General features: G+C 62.9%; 16 protein-coding genes. 15 read left to right on the forward strand and 1 reads right to left on the reverse strand.

Features of this window, described 5'->3' with window-relative positions:
- Positions 1-96: 96 nt before the first annotated feature.
- The 12 genes from LH20_RS18995 to LH20_RS19050 all read left to right on the forward strand — a co-directional run bounded on the left by LH20_RS18995 (position 97) and on the right by LH20_RS19050 (position 15,202).
- On the forward strand, positions 97-1,275 hold the full coding sequence (locus tag LH20_RS18995; protein ID WP_144423615.1) for an alpha/beta hydrolase: 1,179 nt from the start codon (positions 97-99) through the stop codon (positions 1,273-1,275).
- Positions 1,272-1,814, forward strand: a complete 543-nt coding sequence (locus LH20_RS19000) for a VOC family protein (RefSeq protein ID WP_053555579.1) — start codon at positions 1,272-1,274, stop codon at positions 1,812-1,814. The genes LH20_RS18995 and LH20_RS19000 overlap by 4 nt, the downstream gene beginning before the upstream one ends.
- Before the next feature lie 4 nt (positions 1,815-1,818).
- The gene (locus tag LH20_RS19005) at positions 1,819-2,994 is read left to right on the forward strand and encodes a 2-methylaconitate cis-trans isomerase PrpF family protein (protein ID WP_053555580.1); all 1,176 of its coding nucleotides are present in this window, start codon (positions 1,819-1,821) and stop codon (positions 2,992-2,994) included.
- A complete protein-coding gene (locus LH20_RS19010; RefSeq protein ID WP_053555581.1) occupies positions 2,991-4,223 on the forward strand; it encodes a CaiB/BaiF CoA transferase family protein in 1,233 nt (410 codons plus the stop codon). Before LH20_RS19005 ends, LH20_RS19010 begins: the two co-directional genes overlap by 4 nt.
- A gap of 37 nt (positions 4,224-4,260) precedes the next feature.
- On the forward strand, positions 4,261-5,382 hold the full coding sequence (locus LH20_RS19015; RefSeq protein ID WP_053555582.1) for an alpha/beta hydrolase family protein: 1,122 nt from the start codon (positions 4,261-4,263) through the stop codon (positions 5,380-5,382).
- A 65-nt stretch (positions 5,383-5,447) separates the two neighbouring features.
- Positions 5,448-6,398, forward strand: a complete 951-nt coding sequence (locus LH20_RS19020; RefSeq protein ID WP_144423616.1) for an alcohol dehydrogenase catalytic domain-containing protein — start codon at positions 5,448-5,450, stop codon at positions 6,396-6,398.
- A complete protein-coding gene (locus tag LH20_RS19025) occupies positions 6,398-7,744 on the forward strand; it encodes an MFS transporter (RefSeq protein ID WP_053555584.1) in 1,347 nt (448 codons plus the stop codon). The genes LH20_RS19020 and LH20_RS19025 overlap by 1 nt, the downstream gene beginning before the upstream one ends.
- Before the next feature lie 250 nt (positions 7,745-7,994).
- Complete coding sequence (locus LH20_RS19030) at positions 7,995-10,157, forward strand: TonB-dependent receptor (protein WP_053555585.1); 2,163 nt, start codon at positions 7,995-7,997, stop codon at positions 10,155-10,157.
- Positions 10,157-10,942 carry an enoyl-CoA hydratase-related protein gene (locus LH20_RS19035; RefSeq protein ID WP_053555586.1) on the forward strand — a complete coding sequence of 262 codons (786 nt, stop codon included), beginning with the start codon at positions 10,157-10,159 and terminating at the stop codon, positions 10,940-10,942. Before LH20_RS19030 ends, LH20_RS19035 begins: the two co-directional genes overlap by 1 nt.
- A gap of 13 nt (positions 10,943-10,955) precedes the next feature.
- Positions 10,956-12,524, forward strand: a complete 1,569-nt coding sequence (locus LH20_RS19040) for a class I adenylate-forming enzyme family protein (protein WP_200905397.1) — start codon at positions 10,956-10,958, stop codon at positions 12,522-12,524.
- Between the two features lie 16 nt (positions 12,525-12,540).
- Positions 12,541-13,860, forward strand: coding sequence for an MFS transporter (locus tag LH20_RS19045; RefSeq protein WP_053555587.1), 1,320 nt, complete (start codon positions 12,541-12,543; stop codon positions 13,858-13,860).
- A gap of 34 nt (positions 13,861-13,894) precedes the next feature.
- Positions 13,895-15,202, forward strand: a complete 1,308-nt coding sequence (locus tag LH20_RS19050) for an MFS transporter (protein WP_053555588.1) — start codon at positions 13,895-13,897, stop codon at positions 15,200-15,202.
- Here LH20_RS19050 and LH20_RS19055 read toward each other — a convergent pair.
- A complete protein-coding gene (locus LH20_RS19055; RefSeq protein WP_053555589.1) occupies positions 15,196-15,984 on the reverse strand; it encodes an aldolase/citrate lyase family protein in 789 nt (262 codons plus the stop codon). The two genes, LH20_RS19050 and LH20_RS19055, sit on opposite strands and share 7 nt — an antisense overlap.
- Before the next feature lie 238 nt (positions 15,985-16,222).
- On the opposite strand from LH20_RS19055, the gene LH20_RS19060 reads away from it, so the two are divergent.
- Genes LH20_RS19060 through LH20_RS19070 form a run of 3 tightly spaced genes read left to right on the forward strand, consistent with a single transcriptional unit; the run spans position 16,223 to position 19,586 of the window.
- A complete protein-coding gene (locus LH20_RS19060; protein WP_053555590.1) occupies positions 16,223-17,791 on the forward strand; it encodes a class I adenylate-forming enzyme family protein in 1,569 nt (522 codons plus the stop codon).
- Positions 17,791-19,086, forward strand: a complete 1,296-nt coding sequence (locus LH20_RS19065; RefSeq protein ID WP_053555591.1) for an aromatic ring-hydroxylating oxygenase subunit alpha — start codon at positions 17,791-17,793, stop codon at positions 19,084-19,086. The genes LH20_RS19060 and LH20_RS19065 overlap by 1 nt, the downstream gene beginning before the upstream one ends.
- Positions 19,083-19,586: an aromatic-ring-hydroxylating dioxygenase subunit beta gene (locus tag LH20_RS19070; RefSeq protein WP_053555592.1), complete on the forward strand. Its 504-nt coding sequence runs from the start codon at positions 19,083-19,085 to the stop codon at positions 19,584-19,586. Before LH20_RS19065 ends, LH20_RS19070 begins: the two co-directional genes overlap by 4 nt.
- Positions 19,587-19,589: the final 3 nt, after the last annotated feature.

A 19,589-nucleotide genomic window follows, 5' to 3' on the forward strand; every position in this document is an offset into this window, starting at 1 on the left:
CCAATCGGACGCAAATGGCAACTTGACATCAGTCGCCTCGCTGCGCAATCTCTGATAAGAATATCTGATTTCACAATACGTAATTGGAGGGATTTTGTGCCGCTAGAAGAATTGCTTCAGGCCATCCCGATCGAAGCTGGAACCACGCAGTCGGGCCTCGAGCTGCATTCAGGGATCGCACGGCTCTACCCCCGCGTTTACGGCAATCTGGTCCGTGTCGCCGGACAGCGATCCGCCGTTGGCATCATCATCGTCCACCCGATGTCGAATTTTCACGGGCATCACCTGCTTCAGCCGATCGCGGCATCGGGGACACCCATTCTCGGTTTGAACACCCGCTATGCCGGTAACGACGCCGTCGTAATCCTCGAAAACTGTCTGCTCGACATCGATGCGGCAATACGTTGGGTACGTGAACGGCACGGCTGGGAGAAGGTCGTGCTTTGTGGCTTCTCCGGGGGCGGTCCGCTGGTGTCGCTGTATCAACGCCAGGCGGAGCATCCCACAATCACCGCCACGCCTGCGGGCGACCCGCCCGATCTAACCCGCCGCAGCCTCGCACCGGCCGACGCGCTGCTGCTGATCGCGGCCAGTCCGTCCCGAAGCCAGCTGTACCAGGAGTTCATCGATCCCTCGGTGATCGACGAACGCGACCCCGACCGACGCGACCCCGAATTCGATCTCTACGCAGCTGGCCGGGAACCGCCTTACGACCGTGGATGGCTCGCAGAATATCGACTGCGGCAGCGCGCGCGCGTGCAGCGCATCGAGAATTTCGTCGTCGCCGAACTGAAGCGTCTCGGCGAGGCCGGTATCCGTGACCGGGCGTTCATCACGCACCGCACGGTCGCCGATCCACGTTTCCTTGACCTGACCATAGATCCCGACGACCGTTCCGTCGGCACCATCTGGGGCGATCCCCGGGCCGCCAACGAAGCGCCGGGACCCATGGGACGCTTCTCCACGTTACGCAGTTGGCTAAGCACCTGGAGCCCTACATACTCGAACGGCGACAGCCTGAAGAACCTGCCGCATGTCTCGGTGCCCGTCGGAATTATGCCCATGACGGCGGATCAGGGCACGATGATGGTGCACGGCTATGCGATCCGCGACGCGGTGCCGCCGCATCTCGTCGACTTCTTCCCGCTCAAGGGCATGACCCATTATTTTCATGGTCAGCCCCACGCCTTTCCGCTGGCGGTTGAAGCAATCGGATCTTGGATGCGGCGCTGGGACCTGGCGCCGCGACATGACGCGGCGGAGGTGATGGCATGAACGCGCCCGCCAACCCTGTCCAGTCGCTCCATCACTTCGCCTATCGCTGTCGCAATGCGGAAGAGACGCGGCACTTCTACGAGGATCTGCTGGGCATGCCGCTGGTGCACACCGTTTATCACGATCACGTACCCTCGACCGGCGAATATCACCCCTATTTCCATATCTTTTTCCAGATGCAGGACGGCGGCTGCCTCGCCTTTTTCGATCTGCTGGACGACGAGGGCTGCACGCCTGATCCGGCAACGCCACCCTGGGTCAATCATCTCGCATTGAATGTCGCGACGCGGGCAGAGCTGATCGCCGCCAAAGAGAGGCTGGAAGCGAACGGGATCGACGTGCTCGGCATCGTCGATCACAAGATTTTCGATTCGATCTACTTTTTCGATCCGAACGGCATCCGCCTCGAGCTTACCTTTCAGACGGCAGGCCCGGAGAAGATGGCCAAGCTCGCCGCGGAGGCGCATGCGGGGCTGGCGCAGCGAGACCAGAAATTCGAGGAGCGCCGCGCGAAGCTTTCGGTCGGCACGGCAGCCTGAGGTCATGGCGAGCGGCTTGCGATCGGTTCCTGCGGTGTTCATGCGCGGCGGCACGAGCAAAGGGCTTTTCTTCCACGCACGCGACATTCCCGTGGAGATCGCCGGGCGCAACGCGGTCTTCCTGGGCGCGCTGGGCAGTCCGGATCGCTATGGGCGCCAGCTTGACGGAATGGGCGGCGGGCTTTCCTCCCTGTCGAAGGCGGTCGTTATCGGCCCTTCGACGCGCAAAGATGCCGATATCGACTATCTGTTCGCCCAGGTGGCGGTGGAAAGCGAGTTCGTCGACTATGGCGGCACGTGCGGCAATCTGGCCTCCGCCGCCGCGCAGTTCGCCATTGAGGAAGGCCTGGTTGTCGGCAGCGGCGAGTACGCCGAGGTCCGCATCCATGCCGTGAATACAGGGCAGATCATCGTCGCACGCGTCCCGCTTCGCGCCGGCCACGCCCGCTACGACGGTGATCTGACCATTCCGGGCGTGAGCGGCAGCGGCGCGCCAATCCGCCTCGCCTTCCTTGATCCGGACGGCAGTCGCACGGGCCGGCTGCTACCATCCGGCCATGCCGTCGACATGTTACGCATCGCTCCGGGCGGTACGATCGCCGCATCCCTGATCGATGCGGCCAACCCCTGCGTGTTCGTGGCTGCCCAGGATCTCGGTTTGACCGGCGCTGAACTCCCGGGAGAGCTGGATGCCGATCTGCGCACCAAGCAGCGGCTGGAATCGATCCGCGCCGCCGCAGGCGTACGCATGGGGCTTGGAAGAACTTCGGATGAGATCAGCCGCGCTTCGCAATCCAGTCCCAAGATAGCGGTCGTCGCACCGCCCGTGGACATGCCGACCCTGGACAGGGGCAAGTTGAACGCGGAGGCGATGGACCTCGCGGTACGCATGATTTCCATGGGGCAGGCGCACCGTGCGATCCCCCTGACCGGGGCATTGTGTACGGCGGTCGCCGCTGTCATCCCCGCCACCATAGTCAGCGCCGCGATGTTTCCGGCAGCCCGTCAACGCGGTGAGTTGCGCATAGGGACGCCATCGGGCGTGGTTTCGGTGGCGGCGAACATGACGACACATGACGGTGAAATGAGAACCGAAAGCGCCGTCGCCTACCGCACAGCACGCCGGCTGATGGAGGGCCTCGTGCTGGTACCCGACAACGATCCTGGGAGAGAAATATGACTTCGGCACCGCCACTCGATGGCCTTCGCATCATCGATCTGAGTTCGGTCGTAATGGGGCCTTTCGCGACCCAGATCCTCGGAGACCTGGGCGCCGACGTCATCAAGGTCGAGCCGCCCCAAGGGGACACCACGCGTCATGTCACGCCGATGCGCGGCGAAAATATGGGCTGGGTGTTCCTTCACGCCAATCGCAACAAACGCAGCATCGTGCTCGATCTCAAGGATCCCGCAGGAAAGGAGGCTTTCCTAAAGCTGGTCGAAGGCGCTGATGCTCTGGTCACCAATGTGCGCACGCGCGCGCTCGATCGGCTCGGCTTCGGTTGGGATACGTTGAATGCGCGCAATCCCAGGCTGATCCTCGTCAACCTGGTCGGCTATGGCGGCGGCGGCCCTTATGACGGGCGACCGACGTACGAGGATCTGATCCAGGGGGTCACCGCCCTTCCGTCGATGCTGGTCCAGGCAGGCTCTGAAGAACCGCATTATGTGCCGATGGCGATGAACGATCGCGCGGTCGGTGTTTCCAGCGCCGTCGCTCTGCTCGCCGCCGTGATCCATCGCGAGAAGGTGGGACGCGGCCAGCAGATAGAAGTGCCGATGTTCGAAACGATGGCGCAATGGGTTCTTGGCGACCATATGGGCGGCAAGACCTTCGAGCCGCCGCTCGGTCCCGCCGGCTATAAGCGGACGCTGACCAAGGAACGCCGCCCATACAGGACCAAGGACGGCCGCATCTGCTGCATTATCTACACCGACAAGCACTGGCGCAATTTCATGGAACTGGTCGGGAAAGGCGAAATCTTCCGCACCGATCCGCGCTTCGCCAATATCGGCACCCGCACCGATCACGCACACGAACTCTATGCCTATGTCTCCGAGGCGATGCTCGACCGCACGAACGCCGAATGGCTCGAAGCCCTGCTCGATGCGGATATTCCCGTCACTCCGTTGCACGACCTCGACACGCTGATGGAAGACGAACATCTGACGGCCGTCAGCTACCTGCCTGTCGTCGACCACCCGACCGAAGGTGCGATCCGCCAGATACGAATTCCCAGCACCTGGAGTGAATCACAGCCGTCCATCCGTCGTCCCCCGCCGCGACTCGGCGAGCACAGCGTCGAGTTGCTTCGCGAGGCGGGCGTCAGCGAAGCCAGCATCGCGGACATGATGGAGCGCGGCGTCACGCTGCAGTCGGACGCAGCAAACGCCGAAGCGGCAGCGTGACCGGGGTGGCCGGCGCCCAGCATATGGGCCGGGGGGCGTGATCGAACGGCGCCACGTGGCGTTGCCGATCCGTATCGGCGCTACGTTCGAGACCCAGTCGGGGCTGCAACTGAACGCACCGCGCATCTACGGCATGTTCGCAAAACCCGATGGCGCACGAACCGCTGCTATTCTGGTCCATCCCTCCAGCAACATGATGAGCCACTATCTGATCGATCCGCTCAATGCGCGCGGATTGGCGGTGCTCGCCCTCAATACGCGTTATGCAGGCGGTGATCAGGTGCTGATCATGGAACACGCCATTCAGGATGTTGGGGCGGGTGTCCGCTATCTGCGTGAACAGGGCTTCGATCGCGTCGTCCTGCTCGGAAATTCCGGCGGGGCGTCGCTGACCGCGTTTTATCAGGCGCAGGCCGAGCGCATCACGATCACGCATACGCCCGCCGGCGATCCGGTCGATCTCGTTCCTGCCGAGTTACCGCCCGCGGACGGCCTCGTGCTCCTCGCCGGTCACCCCGGCAGGTCGACCTTGATGACGACCTATATCGATGCCGCAGTGGTCGACGAGCGCGACCCGGATCGCAGCGACAGCACCCTCGACATCTACGCCTGCGGCAACGCCCCACCCTTCCCACGCGAGTTTGTGGCGAGAGTTCGCGCAGCACAGCGGGCGCGAAGCGAGCGGATCACCGAATGGGCGCTCGAACGATTGCGGGTCTTGCGCGCGCGGCCCGGCGGCGCCCGCGACGAGGCGTTCGTCGTTCACCGCACCTATGCGGATCCGCGCTTCGTCGACCGGACGCTCGATGCCAATGATCGCGCGCCTGGCGGCAACCGGGGCGACACGCCCCAGCAGGCGAATCTATCCGCTAACAATCTCGCGCGGTTCACCACACTGACATCGTGGCTCAGCCAATGGTCGCTGCTCTCCAATGCCGACGGGCCGGACAACCTCGCCCGCACGACGGTCCCGGTGCTGCAGCTCGAATATACCGCCGACGCCGGCATCTTCCCCAGCGACGTGGCGCGCTGGAGCGCCGCCGGTGGCGATCGAGTCGAGAATCACCGCGTCGTCGGCGCTTCACACTATCTCTACTGCTTGCCCGATCAGCTAGCGCAGGTTGCCGACCTCACGGCGTCATGGTGCCTCGCGCGGTGATGATGGGTGCCGTCCTGTGCCGCCGCCAAGCTGGCGCCGCGGAGGCGATATTGGAGGATGTCGAGATGGCGCGTCCAGCCGCGACGGCACCGCGCGACCTGCTGGTACGGATCGAGGCGGCATCGCTCAATCCGATCGATCGCAAGCGCCGCGCGGCACGGCCCCTGCTCGACCCGACCGGCGCGGTGCTGGGCTGGTCGGCAGTCGGGGTGGTGGAGGAAACCGGCACCGGCGTGCGCCGCTTCGTACCGGGACAGCGGATCTGGTATGCCGGTGCCAGCGAGCGCCCGGGCTCGTTTGCAGAGTTTCAGCTGGTCGATGAGCGAATTGCGGGTCGTGCGCCAACCGGTCTGGCTGCCGAACAGGCGGCGGCGATGCCGCTGGCCGGATTAACCGCTGCCGAGGCATTGTACGACCATCTCTCGATCGACCGGGCAGGCCCCGGCCATGTGATCCTGATCAACGGCGGTGGCGGCGCGGTCGCTTCGCTCGCAGTCCAACTGGCGCGCCGCAATCCCGCCGTCGAAATCATTGCCACCGCCGGCAGCCCGCAATCGCGCGAATGGCTCTTGCACGTCGGGGCGGATCACGTCGTCGGCCATCGGATTTGCCTATGGCAACAAGTGCGGCAACTGGGTTGCCCGGCACCCCGCTCGATCATCAGCATGTACACGAACAAACGATCATGGGAGAGCTACATCGCGATGCTGCAGCCGTTCGGCCATATCTGCCTGGCCGATCATCCAGGCACGCTCGACATCGGCGCGGCTCGGGCCAAGAGCCTGACGCTGCACTGGCAGGCGATGTTCACGCGGCCGGCTCATCTCGGCGAGGCGAGCTGCCGCCAGGGCGAGCTCCTCGCCGAACTCGCACGCCTGTGCGATGAGCGCGCGATCACGCCTTTTCCCGTGCGGCCGGCGGCACCGCTGAGCGCCGCGTCGGTTGCCGCTGCCATGGATCAGCAGCAAAATGGCGGACCGCGACCCGTGTTCGTCCCCCAATCGAGGATGAATTGATGGTTGCAATCGTGTCACCCGGGACAGCGGGCGCGCCATCCGGCACTGCAGCATCCCCGCTGCGAAGCGCGGCGCTCGTCGCGGTGCTGCTCGTCTACTGCGTATTCGCGGTGATCGACCGCAACCTGATCGCGATGCTGATCGATCCGATCCGCGAATCGCTGGACCTCACCGACACGCAGATGGGCCTCTTGATGGGCGTCGCCTATGCCGCTGCCTATGGCCTTGGCGGCCTGCCGATGGGCTATCTGGTCGATCGCTACCCGCGCAAGTGGATCCTGTTCTGCACGGTCATCCTGTGGGGTTTTGCCGAGGCGGCATGCGGTCTGGCGACGGGGTTCGTCTGGCTGTTCCTTGCCCGCGCCGCCGTGGGCCTGTTCGAATCGCCGCTGCATCCCAGCGCTCACTCGATCATCGCCGACACGGTTCCGCGGCGCCGGCTGGCCACGGTGATGTCGATCTATTCGATGGGCAATCTGCTCGGCACCGGACTCGCGCTGGTGATCGGCGGGTGGATCGTCAATTCGCTTCTGCATCTCGATCATGTCAATGTGCCGCTGCTTGGGGACATCAAGCCGTGGCAGTTCGCGTTCATCGTGACGGGACTGCCTGGCATCCTCCTGGCACTGCTGATTGTGCCGTTCGCCGAGCCGCCGCGGCATGGCGCGCATGGGCACGAGCGGGTGTCCTGGTCCGAATTGTTCGGCTTCATCCGCGCGCACTGGCAGGTGGTGCTGACGCTGAGCATCGTGTTCGGCGGGATGAATATCGTGACGGGCGGCATCATCAAATGGTCACCGGCCTATATGTCGCGCTTCTTCAAGCTGAACCCGGCCGAATACGGGCTGGCGCTCGGCCTGGTCGAGAGCATCCCCGCGATCGGCGGGCTCCTGCTGGCCGGCTGGACCATCGACCGCTGGTATGCAAGCGGCCGCAAGGACGCGCATCTCACCTATTATATGTGGGTGCTGATTCTGACCGGGCCGCTCGTCTTCTTCGGCCTGATGTCCGACAGCGTGGCGCTCTTTCTCGCTGCGGTGGGTCTGGCCAAAGGCCTTACGGTCAACTTCCTTGGGATCGCCGCGGCGCAGGTCCAGACGATCTCGCCTCCCAACATGCGCGGGCGACTTTCGGGCCTGTTCTTCCTGATGGTCGTCGCGCTGCTCGGATCGACTTTCGGCGCGCTCCTGCCCGCGGTGATCTCGGAGCATGTGCTGCAGGACTCGGTTCGCATCGGCCACGCGATCGCGATCACCCTGGCGATCTTCGCGCCGCTGTCCGTCGTCGCGATCCTCTGGGGCCGGAAATACGTTCGCATCACCGTCGAGAAGGCAGAAAAGCTGTGAGCGGGCTCGAACTGGTTTCGATCGGGTTTCATGCTGGCGCATCACGTATCGCGTATCGAGCCGGCACGCGATGCGCAGGCGCAATTTGCAGTCTGCCAAAGTCAAAACCGCTTGCAGTTAGCCCCTGTGCTCTATTGCCGTCGCGGTTGGGCAAGGGATGTATGAACGTGCCAGATTCTCCATTGAGCATCCGGATTCAAGATAGAGCATCGCGGCAGGAAGCCGCAAGATAGATAGTGGGAGGGGAATTATGTCCATTCGAAGCCTCGTCAGCGGCATTGCGATTTCCGCCGCTTTGATTGTGTCCGAAAGCGCCTATGCCCAGGATGCAGGTCCGTCGGCCGAGGTCGGAGGTGAGACGGCTGTTGAAGACATCATCGTTACTGCGCAACGACGCGAGGAAAGACTCCAGGACGTTCCGATCTCGATCACGGCGGTCACTGGTGACAGCCTGTTGAAGGCAGGCGTCACCGACACGCGTCAACTCACCCAGACTGTTCCGGGCGTCGTTTTCTCGCGCGTCAACTCAAGCTTTCAGCCTTATATTCGTGGCGTCGGAACGCGCAATGCCAATATCGGGGATGAATCGAACGTCTCGCTCTACATCGATGGAATCTATCAGCCTGTGATGTCGTCGCTTGGTTTCGATCTGATCGCCATCAAGCGCGTTGAAGTGCTTCGCGGTCCGCAAGGCACCTTGTTCGGCCGCAACTCGACAGGCGGCCTCATCAACGTGATCACGCCCGACCCCAGCTTCACACCGGAGGGCCGTTTCGTGCTTCGTGGCGGCAACTATGGTGAGAAATCCGTCCAAGGTTATTTCACCACCGGCCTGACTGACACTCTCGCGATCGATATTTCAGGCAGCGTCTACCGCGACACGGGATTCGTCAAGGATCTAGTCCGCGGCGGACATACCGGCGACCGGTCGTCCGACGTGATCCGCGGGAAGCTGATGTTCCAACCAAGCCCCGATTTCAAGGCCATCCTTTCGGGCAGCCATACGCGCTATGCCGATAGCTCGTCCGTGTCCGTGCAGCCCCTGAACGGCAACACCAGCGCACGCAACACCCCGCCGATGACGATCATCGCCAGCAACCCCTGGGAAAGCGCGCTGACCAACGAAAGCGGTTCGAAAGCGAGTACCGATCAGGTTGCGTTCCAAACCGAGTGGAATCTCGGTGGCGTGACCCTGGCGACGACATCGGCCTATATCACCAGCACCGCCCAGTCGTTGACGGACAGCGACGCAACGCCAAAGGCGATCCAGCGCGTCGAGGCCAATCAGGCTTCGGAATACTGGTCCAATGAGGTGCGTCTGCTGTCGAATGGCAGCGGTGCCTTTTCGTGGATCGTCGGCGGCTTTCTGTTCTCGGGCAAGGGGGAGTTCAACCCGCTCATTATCTTTGGCGCCAATGATGCCACGGCGACCGCGACGCATACCCAGCAGGAAGTCGATTCCTACGCTGTATTCGGCGAAGGCACGATCCGTCTGGGCGATCGCCTCTCCTTCATCGGCGGCGTTCGTTATACGGACGAGAAGCGCAACTATGAGGCCGATCGGGCTGGCACCTTCCTGGTTCCGCTCCAGGAAGCATCGTTCGACAAGATCACCTTTCGTGCCTCGGCACAGTATAAGTTCACTGATCGCGTCAACATGTATGCCAGCTACAGCCGTGGCTTCAAAAGCGGGGTATACAATGGCTTCGCCACCTCGCTTTCGGCTGCCGCGCCTGTCCGTCCCGAACAACTTGACGCCTATGAGATTGGCTTCAAATCCGACATCGCCGACTGGCTCCGTATGAACGGCGCGATATTCCACTACGACTATACGGACATTCAGCAGTCCGCCCGCGATCCCGCAACCAACCTCGTGGTGTTGCTGAACGCGGCAACTGCAAAGGTGGATGGTGCAGAGATCGAAGCAACGATGAAATTCGGGCGCAATTTGAACGTCCGCGGCTATGCCACCTATCTGAAAGCGCGCTACGATGCATTTCCCGGCGCGCAGATCTACACGCCGCGAACGGATGGGCTTGGCGGTAACGACGTCACGGTGCCTTACGATGCATCCGGCAAGAACATGATCCGCGCGCCTCGCACGACCTTCGGCGTCAGCTTCGACTATACCGCCGAGACGGAGGCTGGAGATATCGGCTTCGCTGGTAATGTTTTCCATTCCGCGAAATATTTCTGGGACTTCCAGAACCGGCTGACCCAGCCCGCCTACACGCTGGTCAACGGCGAGATATCGTTTTCGCCAGCCGGTGAACCCGGAATTCGCCTGAGCATATGGGGACGCAACCTCACCAATGAGATTGTCTACTCCCAGATGACGTCGACAACGACTGCCGATGTAGTGGGCTTTGAACGGCCCCGCAGTTATGGCGGTTCAGTGTCGTTCACCTTCTAGTGTCGGACGAACGCCCAGTTCTGACGTTGACCGACCAGCTCGCGGCCGATCAGGCCGACGAGTTGGTCGTCTCTGACATCAACACGACTCGGCTGATCATCTTTAATCGGCCGGCGGCGCGCAACGCGCTTACCAATGCCATGAAGGCAGCGATCGTGGCCCATCTCGCCGATGCAGCCAACGATGATTCGATCAGGACCGTTGTCGTCACCGGGGCGCACGGCGCCTTCTCTGCCGGCGCCGATATCAAGGAACTTCGAGCGGGAGCACCCCGCATCCGCCACAACCCGGCCGAGGCGCTCCGCGCATTTCCCAAGCCGGTGATCGCCGCGGTCGATGGCCCGTGCGCAACCGGTGCGCTGGAAGTCGCTCTGTCCTGCAGCTTCATCCTTGCATCGCGCAGGGCGCGGTTCGCCGACACCCATGCCAAGGTCGGCCTGATCGCGGGCTGGGGAATGAGCGCCCTGCTGCCGCGCGCCATCGGCCGGCGCCGTGCCAGCCAGATCATGTCGACCGGTGAGTTCATCGACGCGACGACCGCGTATGAATGGGGGCTCGTCAACGAAGTTGTCGACGGCGACGTGACGGCGCGCGCGGTCGAGATCGCGGGTCAGATGGCCGCCAATCCGCGCGCTTCCGTCGAGGCGCAGATCCGCGCGATGATCGACGGCGAAGGGGCCTCGCTCGGCGACGCACTGGCAATCGAGGAACGAATGAAGGAAATGTGGCGAGCGGGCAAGCCGGACCTCTTTGCATCCGATGCAGCCACGAAGGCGCCCCGGTGACGAAAGAACAGATGTGACACCCCTTTCCAGTCAGCAATTTGCCCCAGCACCCGCAACGACGCAGGTCGGCGGCCCCGCAATATTGAGCGCGGACCTTCCGACGTTCAGCGATCTGCTTTCGGCAGCCGCCGGAACCTTTCCTGATCAAGAGGCGTTCGTGCATGGCGGCGAGCGGCTCAACTATGACGAGTGGCTCGACCAGTCGCTCCGGGTTGCTGCCGTCTTCGCTGATCGCGGCGCAAAGCCGGGCGACATCATCCTCATCGGCATCGAGAGCTCGATCGACTTCGCGGTCTGTTTCGCCGCCGCCCAGTTGCTCGGTGCAATCGCAAGTGGCGTCAACACGCGACTTGGCCGACGCGAGATCGACAGCATTGTCGAGCGCTCCGAGGCGGCGCTCATCATACTCGAAGACGGCGCGGCGGTACCGGCCGCGAGCCCACAGGTCGTCCGTCGGTCCGAACTCGCCGCCTTGCGGCGTAGGCCGGTCAAGGCCACGCCCCATGTCGGCGATCCTCACGATCTCGCGGTGATCATCTGGACCAGCGGCACGACTGGACTGCCGAAGGGCGCGTGCTTCACGCACGACAATCTGCGCAACGCCGTACGCACGGCAGGCCCGGTCGCCGGACCGTTCGCGCGCAAGCTGAGTTCGGTCCCGTTCGCTCATGCCGGTTTCATGTCCAAGGGCTGGGAGCAGGTGGCGTTCGGCATGACACTGGTCATTTCCTCCACTCCATGGACCGCCGACGCGATGCTGCGGTTGCTGGTCGAAGAGCGGATCAGCATCGCCGGCGCGGTCCCGACACAATGGATCAAGCTGCTCGCGCATCCCGGACTGGCTGCCGCCGATCTCTCGCACGTTCAGGTCGGCATCACCGCCACCGCGCCGGCCTCGCCCGAACTGATCGAGCAGGTCTCGCACGCATTGGATGCCCCGCTGATCGTGCGCTATTCGATGACTGAATGTCCGTCGATGACCGGCACGCGGGTCGGCGACAGCGCCGAAGTACAGTATCGTACCGTCGGACGCGCGCAAGACGGCGTCGAACTCAAGATGCTCGACGACGATCGTAACGAAGTACCGCATGGCGAGGTCGGACGGATCGCGGTGCGCTCGCCGGCGGTCACTATCGGCTATTGGCAAGATCCGGAGCGTACCGCCGAAGCGCTCACGCCCGATGGCTGGCTGATCACCAGTGACTATGGCCGTTTCGACGACAATGGCAATGTGATCCTCGCCGGCCGATCCAACGAGATGTACATCCGCGGCGGCTACAATGTGTATCCGATCGAGGTGGAACGTGTGATCGGCGAGCTGCCAAGCGTGGCCGCCGTAGCAGTGGTGGGTACAGCGGCACCAGCGATCGGAGAAGTCGGCATCGCTTTCGTCGTTCCGGTCGATCCGCAGCACCCGCCCACCCTCACCGATGTGCGGGCCAAGGTTCTGGCCGAGCTTGCCGATTACAAGGCTCCCGACCAACTGGTGCTGCTCGACGCCCTGCCACTCACGCCAATGATGAAAGTGGACAAGCACGCGCTCAAACAGCGCGCCGCCGCACTGAAATCGACACGTGGCTGAACCGGCCCCTTCCCGCATGCGCAAACAAGATAATCGAGTTCAGATCGGCGCGTGGTGGATGCTGGCGGTGCTTCTCACCCTTTACACGTTGTCTTTCGTCGATCGTATCGTCATCTCGATGCTGGTCGATCCGATCAAGCAGACGCTTGGCCTTTCCGACGTCGATATGGGCATCGTCATCGGCCCTGGATTCGGCGTCGCCTACTGCATTTTCGGCTATATTTTCGGCCTGGCCGCCGACCGCCTGTCTCGGCGCCATGTGATCTATGGCGGAGTGACATTGTGGTCGCTCTCGGCCGGGCTCAGCGGGCTCGCCGGCAATTTCATCGGACTTCTCGGCTTTCGCGCAGGCGTGGGCGCGGGCGAAGCCGCACTCACCCCGGCCGCCTACTCGCTCATCACCGATCGCTTTCCACACCGGCGGCTCACCACCGCCATGGCGATCTATCAGATGGGCGCCAAGCTCGGGGCGTCTGTGGCATTCGCCGTGGGCGGCATCAGCATCGCCTTCGCGACAACGTTGCAGCACCAGAACTGGCCGGTCATTGGGACGATGGAGCCCTGGCAGATTGCGCTGGGGCTGACCGGCCTTCCGGGCGCAGCCCTGGCACTGCTCGTCTACACCTTCCACGAGCCCGTGCGTGACGCTACGATCAAGGAAAAAGCCGACAGAGCGCCCTTGCTGCAATTCATGCGCGCGGAACGGCAGGCGTTGCTGCCAATGGCGATCGGCTTCGCATCGATCGCCATCACCATGTATAGTCTGACATCGTGGACGCCGACTTATATGAGTCGGCAGTTCGACTGGCACCCCGCGCAATATGGGCCTGCGCTCAGCGTGATCAGCCTGCTGGGCGCCGGTTCGATGATCGTCAAAGGGATGATCGTCGACTGGCTCTATGGCCGCGGCATCCGCGACGCCCACCTGCGCTTCTTCACCTGGCTGCTCGCAGCGACAACACCTTTGGGAGCCGTCGCATTTTTCATCAGAGATCCATGGGTGTTCCTGGTGGTGTATGCGATCATGCAAGTGGTCGCGCTGCAATTCGTGGTGTTCATGGGCGCCACGCTTCAGTTGCTCGTGCCGCCGGAGCTTCGCGGGCAGATCACCGGACTGTTCCTCGGCTTCTTCACCTTGCTCGGGCTCGGCGCCGGTCCGACCTTCACGGCATTGCTGACCGACTATCTGTTTCGCGACGAGGCGAAGCTGGGCTACTCGCTGGCGGTGACCACCTGCCTGACGATCCCGCTGGCATGGCTCTCATTACGCGCCGCACTGGCGCCCGTTAACGCCGCCTTCGACCGACGCGACGCCGCCGCAGGCAGCGTCACCTGATGCACGCTGAACCTGCCCGATCGCATTTGATCGCATGACCAATACCCTTCCTTCGGCGAAGGCCGCATGGACCAGTGTCGCGGTCTTGTTCGTCTATTCGGTGTTCGCGATGGTCGATCGCCAGATCATGACGATGCTGGTCGATCCCATCCGCCGGGATCTCGGTATCAGCGATGTCGAGGCGAGCCTGCTGCTCGGTCTGTCCTTTGCGCTTTTCTACACCACGGTCGGGGTTGCCATGGGCTGGGTAGCCGATCACGTCTCGCGACGCGCATTGATCGGGGTCAGCGTCGCGCTGTGGGGCTTGGCCTCAGCGGCCTGCGGTCTTGCGTCGAACTTTACCGAGTTGTTCATCGCGCGCATGCTGGTCGGCGTGGGAGAGGCGGCGCTTGGACCCGCCGCCTATTCGATGATCGCAGACTCCTTTCCCCGCCACAGACTGTCGCTTGCCATGTCGGTGTTCATCATGGGCGGTCTCGTCGGCGGTGCGATCGCACTTCTCGCCGGCGGCTTCGTCATCAGCTGGAGCACCACGCATGCCAGCATCACACTGCCGCTATTAGGCAATCTGCATAGCTGGCGATTGGTCTTCTTCGTGACCGGCGTGCCAGGCCCTCTGCTCGCGCTCCTCGTTCTGCTGCTGCGCGAACCGGCGCGCGTCGGCAAGCCGATCACAGATGACGGCACGCCAGCCGGCCTCGCGCCGTTTCTGCAGGCCAACTGGCGGTTGCTCGCCCTGCTGTGCGTTGGCTTCGGCGCGATGAGCATGATCGTCAACTCGACCTTCGCTTGGACTCCCACCATTCTCGGACGCAGCTTCGGAGCCTCGCCCCTCGACATCGGCGTGGTGATGTCGCTGCTGGTGCTCTTCGCAGGGCTGCCTGGCCAGCTGGCGACCGGCTGGTGGGTCGACCGGCGCCACGAATGTGGCGACTTCTCCGCAAATCTTCGCCTCTTTCCGCTCACGCTGCCATTCGCCGCCGCTTGCGGCATTCTGGCATTGCTGTCGGAACGTCTGCCGGTGTTCGGGATGGCGATGATCCCGTACTATTTCTTCGCGATGACCTTTCTCGGCGTCGCCGCCGCAGCGCTTCAGATGATCACACCGAGCGAGTTGCGAGGAAGGGTCTCCGGCCTGTTCATTATGATCATCACGCTGATCGGGTTTGGCCTCGGCCCCACGCTGGTGGCGGCGATCTCGACCGCCCTCGATCCGGCCGGACTAGCGATCGGCAAGGCGCTTGCCGTCGTGATTGGCGCCGCCGCCGGCGTCGCCACACTATCGCTGACGCTCGCGCTGAAACGCTTTCGCGAAGCGTTACACGCCGAGCAGCCTCAATAAGTCCCGGCCGGCTGGGGCGGTGCGCCCGCCCCTCGTCCGAACTCCGCTGCCAGCGCGTCGGTCGCACGTACCATCAAGCCCATGTCGGTGCCGACTGCAACGAACACGCAACCAAGTTCAAGATAGCGCTGCGCCGTCGCGACATCCGCACTCAGAATACCCGGCGCCTTCCCCGCCGTGAGGATCGCCGAGATCGCATCCTCGATCCGTCCCGCCACCTCGGCATGAGCCGGCTGGCCGCGATGGCCCAGCGAAGCGGACAGATCACTTGGGCCGATGAATACACCATCCACCCCTTCGACCGAGGCGATCGCGGCGACCGCGTCGATCGCCTCGCGCGTTTCGACCTGCACCAGAAGACAGATCTCGTCATCCGCGGTGGCGAGATAGCTGCGATCCCGCCCCCAGCGCGAGGCGCGGCTCGTCGCGACACCTCTGACACCCGCCGGCGGGTAGCGACAGGCGCGCACAAGCTCCGCCGCCTCGTCGGCACTATTGACCATCGGGACCAGCAGCGTCTGGAAGCCCAGATCAAGGTACTGCTTGATCAGCCACGGCGCACCGACCGGAGGGCGGCCGATGGCATGCGCCTTCGTACCGCTGACCGCCTGGAGTTGCGTCAACAGCACAGGAATGTCCGTGGGGCTGTGCTCGCCATCGAAAAGCAGCCAATCAAAGCCGGCGCTCGCGCAGATCTCTGCCGTGTAGGAACTGCCGAGGCCCTGCCATAAGCCGATCTGCGGGCGTTGCTCGCGGAGCGCCCTTTTGAAGATATTGCTCATCGGGCCTTCATCTCCCCCAGTAGAAACGCGCGCCAGCGGATAAAGCTATTCGAAGCGATAGCGAAATCCCATCGCTCGATCCGCGTCTTGCGAAATAGCCAGCCCCTTACCCCTTTCGGGGACAAGCCCATTGGAAAAGCCAATGACTTGCAAAGCATCTGCACGCTAGCAGAATTGCGCGCGAGGCCCCTACTCGGATATCGACAAATCACATGTATTGAAACGAAAGAGGGCCGTAATGTTTCTCCGAGACTTCGTGCGACGCTGTGCCGAGAAGTTTCCCGAAGACATCGCTTACGTCGATGCCGCTCGCCGCAGCAATTGGGCCGAGATGCATCGCCGGTCGAACCGGCTCGCCCGCGCGTTGCAAGGCCTCGGCATCGGCAAGGGCGTGAGTACCGCGATCCTGTCGCATAATCGCATCGAGGTCGCCGAACATTGGTTCGCCTGCATGAAAACCGGCTCCGTTCGCGCGGGACTGAATTGGCGCTATTCGTCGCGGGAGATGATGCACGTCATCCGCGACTGCGATGCGCGCGCGATTTTCATCGAGGCCCAATGCGTCGGCAGCCTGTCGGAGCATTTTGAAGAACTGGCCGCCGAAGGACGTATCCTGATCGGTTTCGGCGGCGCCCATGACCTGCCGGTCGATTACGAGAAGTTGATCGCCGGAACCACGGGTGCGCCGGACCTGCCCCCGCTCGAGGAAGATGCGGTCGGCGCGATCGGCTATACCTCCGGCACCACCGGCAATCCCAAAGGCGTGCTGCTCAGCCACCGCAACCTGCTGACCTCGCTGGTGTTCAACAACATGGTGAATGGTTACACCAAGCAGGATCGCCGCATCTATGTGACGAATCCCGCCGGCATCAACATCAACACGATGTGCATGAACATCATCACCGGCATGACCACGGTGCTCGAAAACTTCCAGGCCGAACGCTTCCTCGACCTCATAGAGGAGCATCGCATCACGACGGTTACGGTCGTGCCGACGATGCTGCGGCGCATCGTCGATGACGTGAAGGCCGGGCACTGGGACATCTCCTCCTTGCGCCAGGTCTGCTACGGCACCATGCCCGCGACGCCCGCATTGATCCGTGAAGCCTACTCGACCCTGAACTGTCAGTTCCTCAACCGCTATGGCGTATCGGAGTCGACCGGCTCGGTTGCGCTGCTGGACGATGTCGGGCATCGTCAGGCGCTCGATGGCGACATCGCCCTGCTTCGCTCGGTCGGCAAGGCGATGCCGCATGCCGACATCCAGATCCGCGATGAAGACGGCAACGAAGTCCCCCGCGGCGAACTCGGTCTGGTGTGGATTGGCGGCGACACGGTCATGCAGGGCTATCTCAACCTGCCCGAGCTCAACGCGAAGACGGTGTTTGGAAAATGGCTCAAGACCGGCGATTTCGGTCGGATGGATGAGCGCGGCTATGTGTTCCTCGGTGACCGTCAGCACAATATGATCGTGACGGGTGGCTTCAACGTCTATCCGAACGCCGTCGAAAACGCGCTGGCGGAGTTCAAGGGCGTGGGCGAGGTCGCGGTCTTCGGCATGCCGCATCCGCAATGGGGCGAGGCCGTGGTTGCGGCCGTGACCGTCTCCGGGGAGGCGGACGTGACCCCGGAGGCACTCGATCGCCACTGCCGCGAGAATGTGTCGAAGTTCGAGGTGCCCAAGCACATCGCCATCCTTCCCTCGCTACCGCGCGGCAATACCGACAAAGTCGACAAACGCGCGATTCAGGCGATGTTTGCGGAGCCGGGCAAATTGCCCTGGGCGATCGAGAAGGAGACCGCGTGATGGCCACAGCACCCGTTATCCCAGCCAGGATCGATTACCGTCATCTTGTCCAGGACGGGCGGCTTCATGGCTCGCTCTACACCGATCCGGCCATCTTCGCGCAGGAGATGGAAACAATCTTCCACCGCGGCTGGAGCTTCGTCGCCCACGATAGTGAGATTCCAAATCGGGGCGACTTCGTCGTTCGCCGTGTCGGCACGCAGTCGCTCATCGCACTGCGCGGTAAGGACGGCGAGGTGAGTGTCTTCTACAATCGCTGTCCGCATCGCGGCGCGACGCTTTGCCAGACTCCCTCGGGAAATCGCCCGCGCATCACCTGCCCCTATCATGCATGGACTTTCGCGCTGGACGGCCGTTTGATCGGCCTGCCCGACGAGGGCGCTTATCCGCCTGATTTCAGCAAGGCCGACGCGGGACTGACGCCCGTCGCGCGAATGGACAGCTATGGCGGATTCATATTCGTGAACCTGGTTCCCAACCAGCTGACGCTGCGCGAACATCTTGGTCACGCGACCGAACTCATCGATGCGCTGCTCGGTCTCTCGCCCACCGGGCGGATTCAGCTGACCGCCGGCTGGATGAAGCACAAGATGCGGTCGAACTGGAAGATGATCGTCGAGAATCAGGTCGACGGCTATCACGCGCCGATGGTGCACGGTTCGCTGATCGCGGCCAATCGTACCTTTGCGACGGTCCGTGACCGCAAGCCCACCTCGCCCACGCGCGTCCGCGATTTCGGCATGGGCCATACCGATATCGATCACGCCAGCGACTATCGTGCCGCGGGAGATCGCTTGTTCCGTTGGACCGGCGGAATCGAGCCCGAGCGCCTGCCGGTTTATGTCAAGGCGATGAACGACGCCTATGGACCTGAGGACGCGCGTCGCCGCCTGATCGAAGGGCCGCCGCATTCAATGCTGTTCCCGAATATATCCCTCGCGGAGATGAACATCATGGTGATCGAGCCGATCGGTCCCGATGCGTCGATTCAATATACAACCCCTGTGTTCCTGGAAGGTGCCGACGACCTCAACGCGCGAACATTGCGTCGCTGCGAAGGAGCGATGGGTCCCGCCGGGTTCTTGATCGCCGACGATGCCGAGATTGGCGAACTCACTCAAATGGGCGTCGCCAACCTGGAGCCCGAATGGATCATCCTGTCGCGGGGCTTGGGCAAGGAGGAAGTCCTGCCCAATGGCGTGAAGCTGGCGGGATTGATGGATGAAACGAGCCAGCGCGGCTTTTGGAGCCATTATCGGGAGGTTATGGCTGCATCGCAGGAGATCGTGCATTGACCGGTACCCTCCTTGATACCGCTCCGGCGGTCGATGTCGATCCAAAGGCGGTCGAACAGTTCCTCTATCACGAAGCCCGGCTGCAGGATGAGCACCGCTACGACGACTGGGAAGCGCTTTGGGCAGCCGAAGACATTCTCTATTGGGTTCCGACGCGCGAAGGGGCGGACCCGACGCGCGAGGTATCGTACATTTATGACAACCGCTCGCGTCTTGCGAGCCGGATCCGTCAGCTCAACACGGGTGTGAGACATTCGCAGGCGCCGCAGTCTCGGCTGCGGCGTTTGATCTCCAACATCGAGATCGGTGCGAGCGACGGCGGTGTCGCCGTCGAATCCAATTTCATGCTGGTCGAATCGCGCCGCGCGCTAATGACGATCTGGGCGGGGCGAACCGCGCATCTGCTCCAGCGATCGAACGGCAGCTTCAAGATCAAGCGCAAGGTCGTAACCCTGGTCAATTGCGAGGAAGCCATCGGCAATCTCGCATTCCTCGTTTAGCCG

This window comes from Sphingopyxis sp. 113P3 (genome assembly GCF_001278035.1).
Classification (GTDB): Bacteria; Pseudomonadota; Alphaproteobacteria; order Sphingomonadales; family Sphingomonadaceae; genus Sphingopyxis.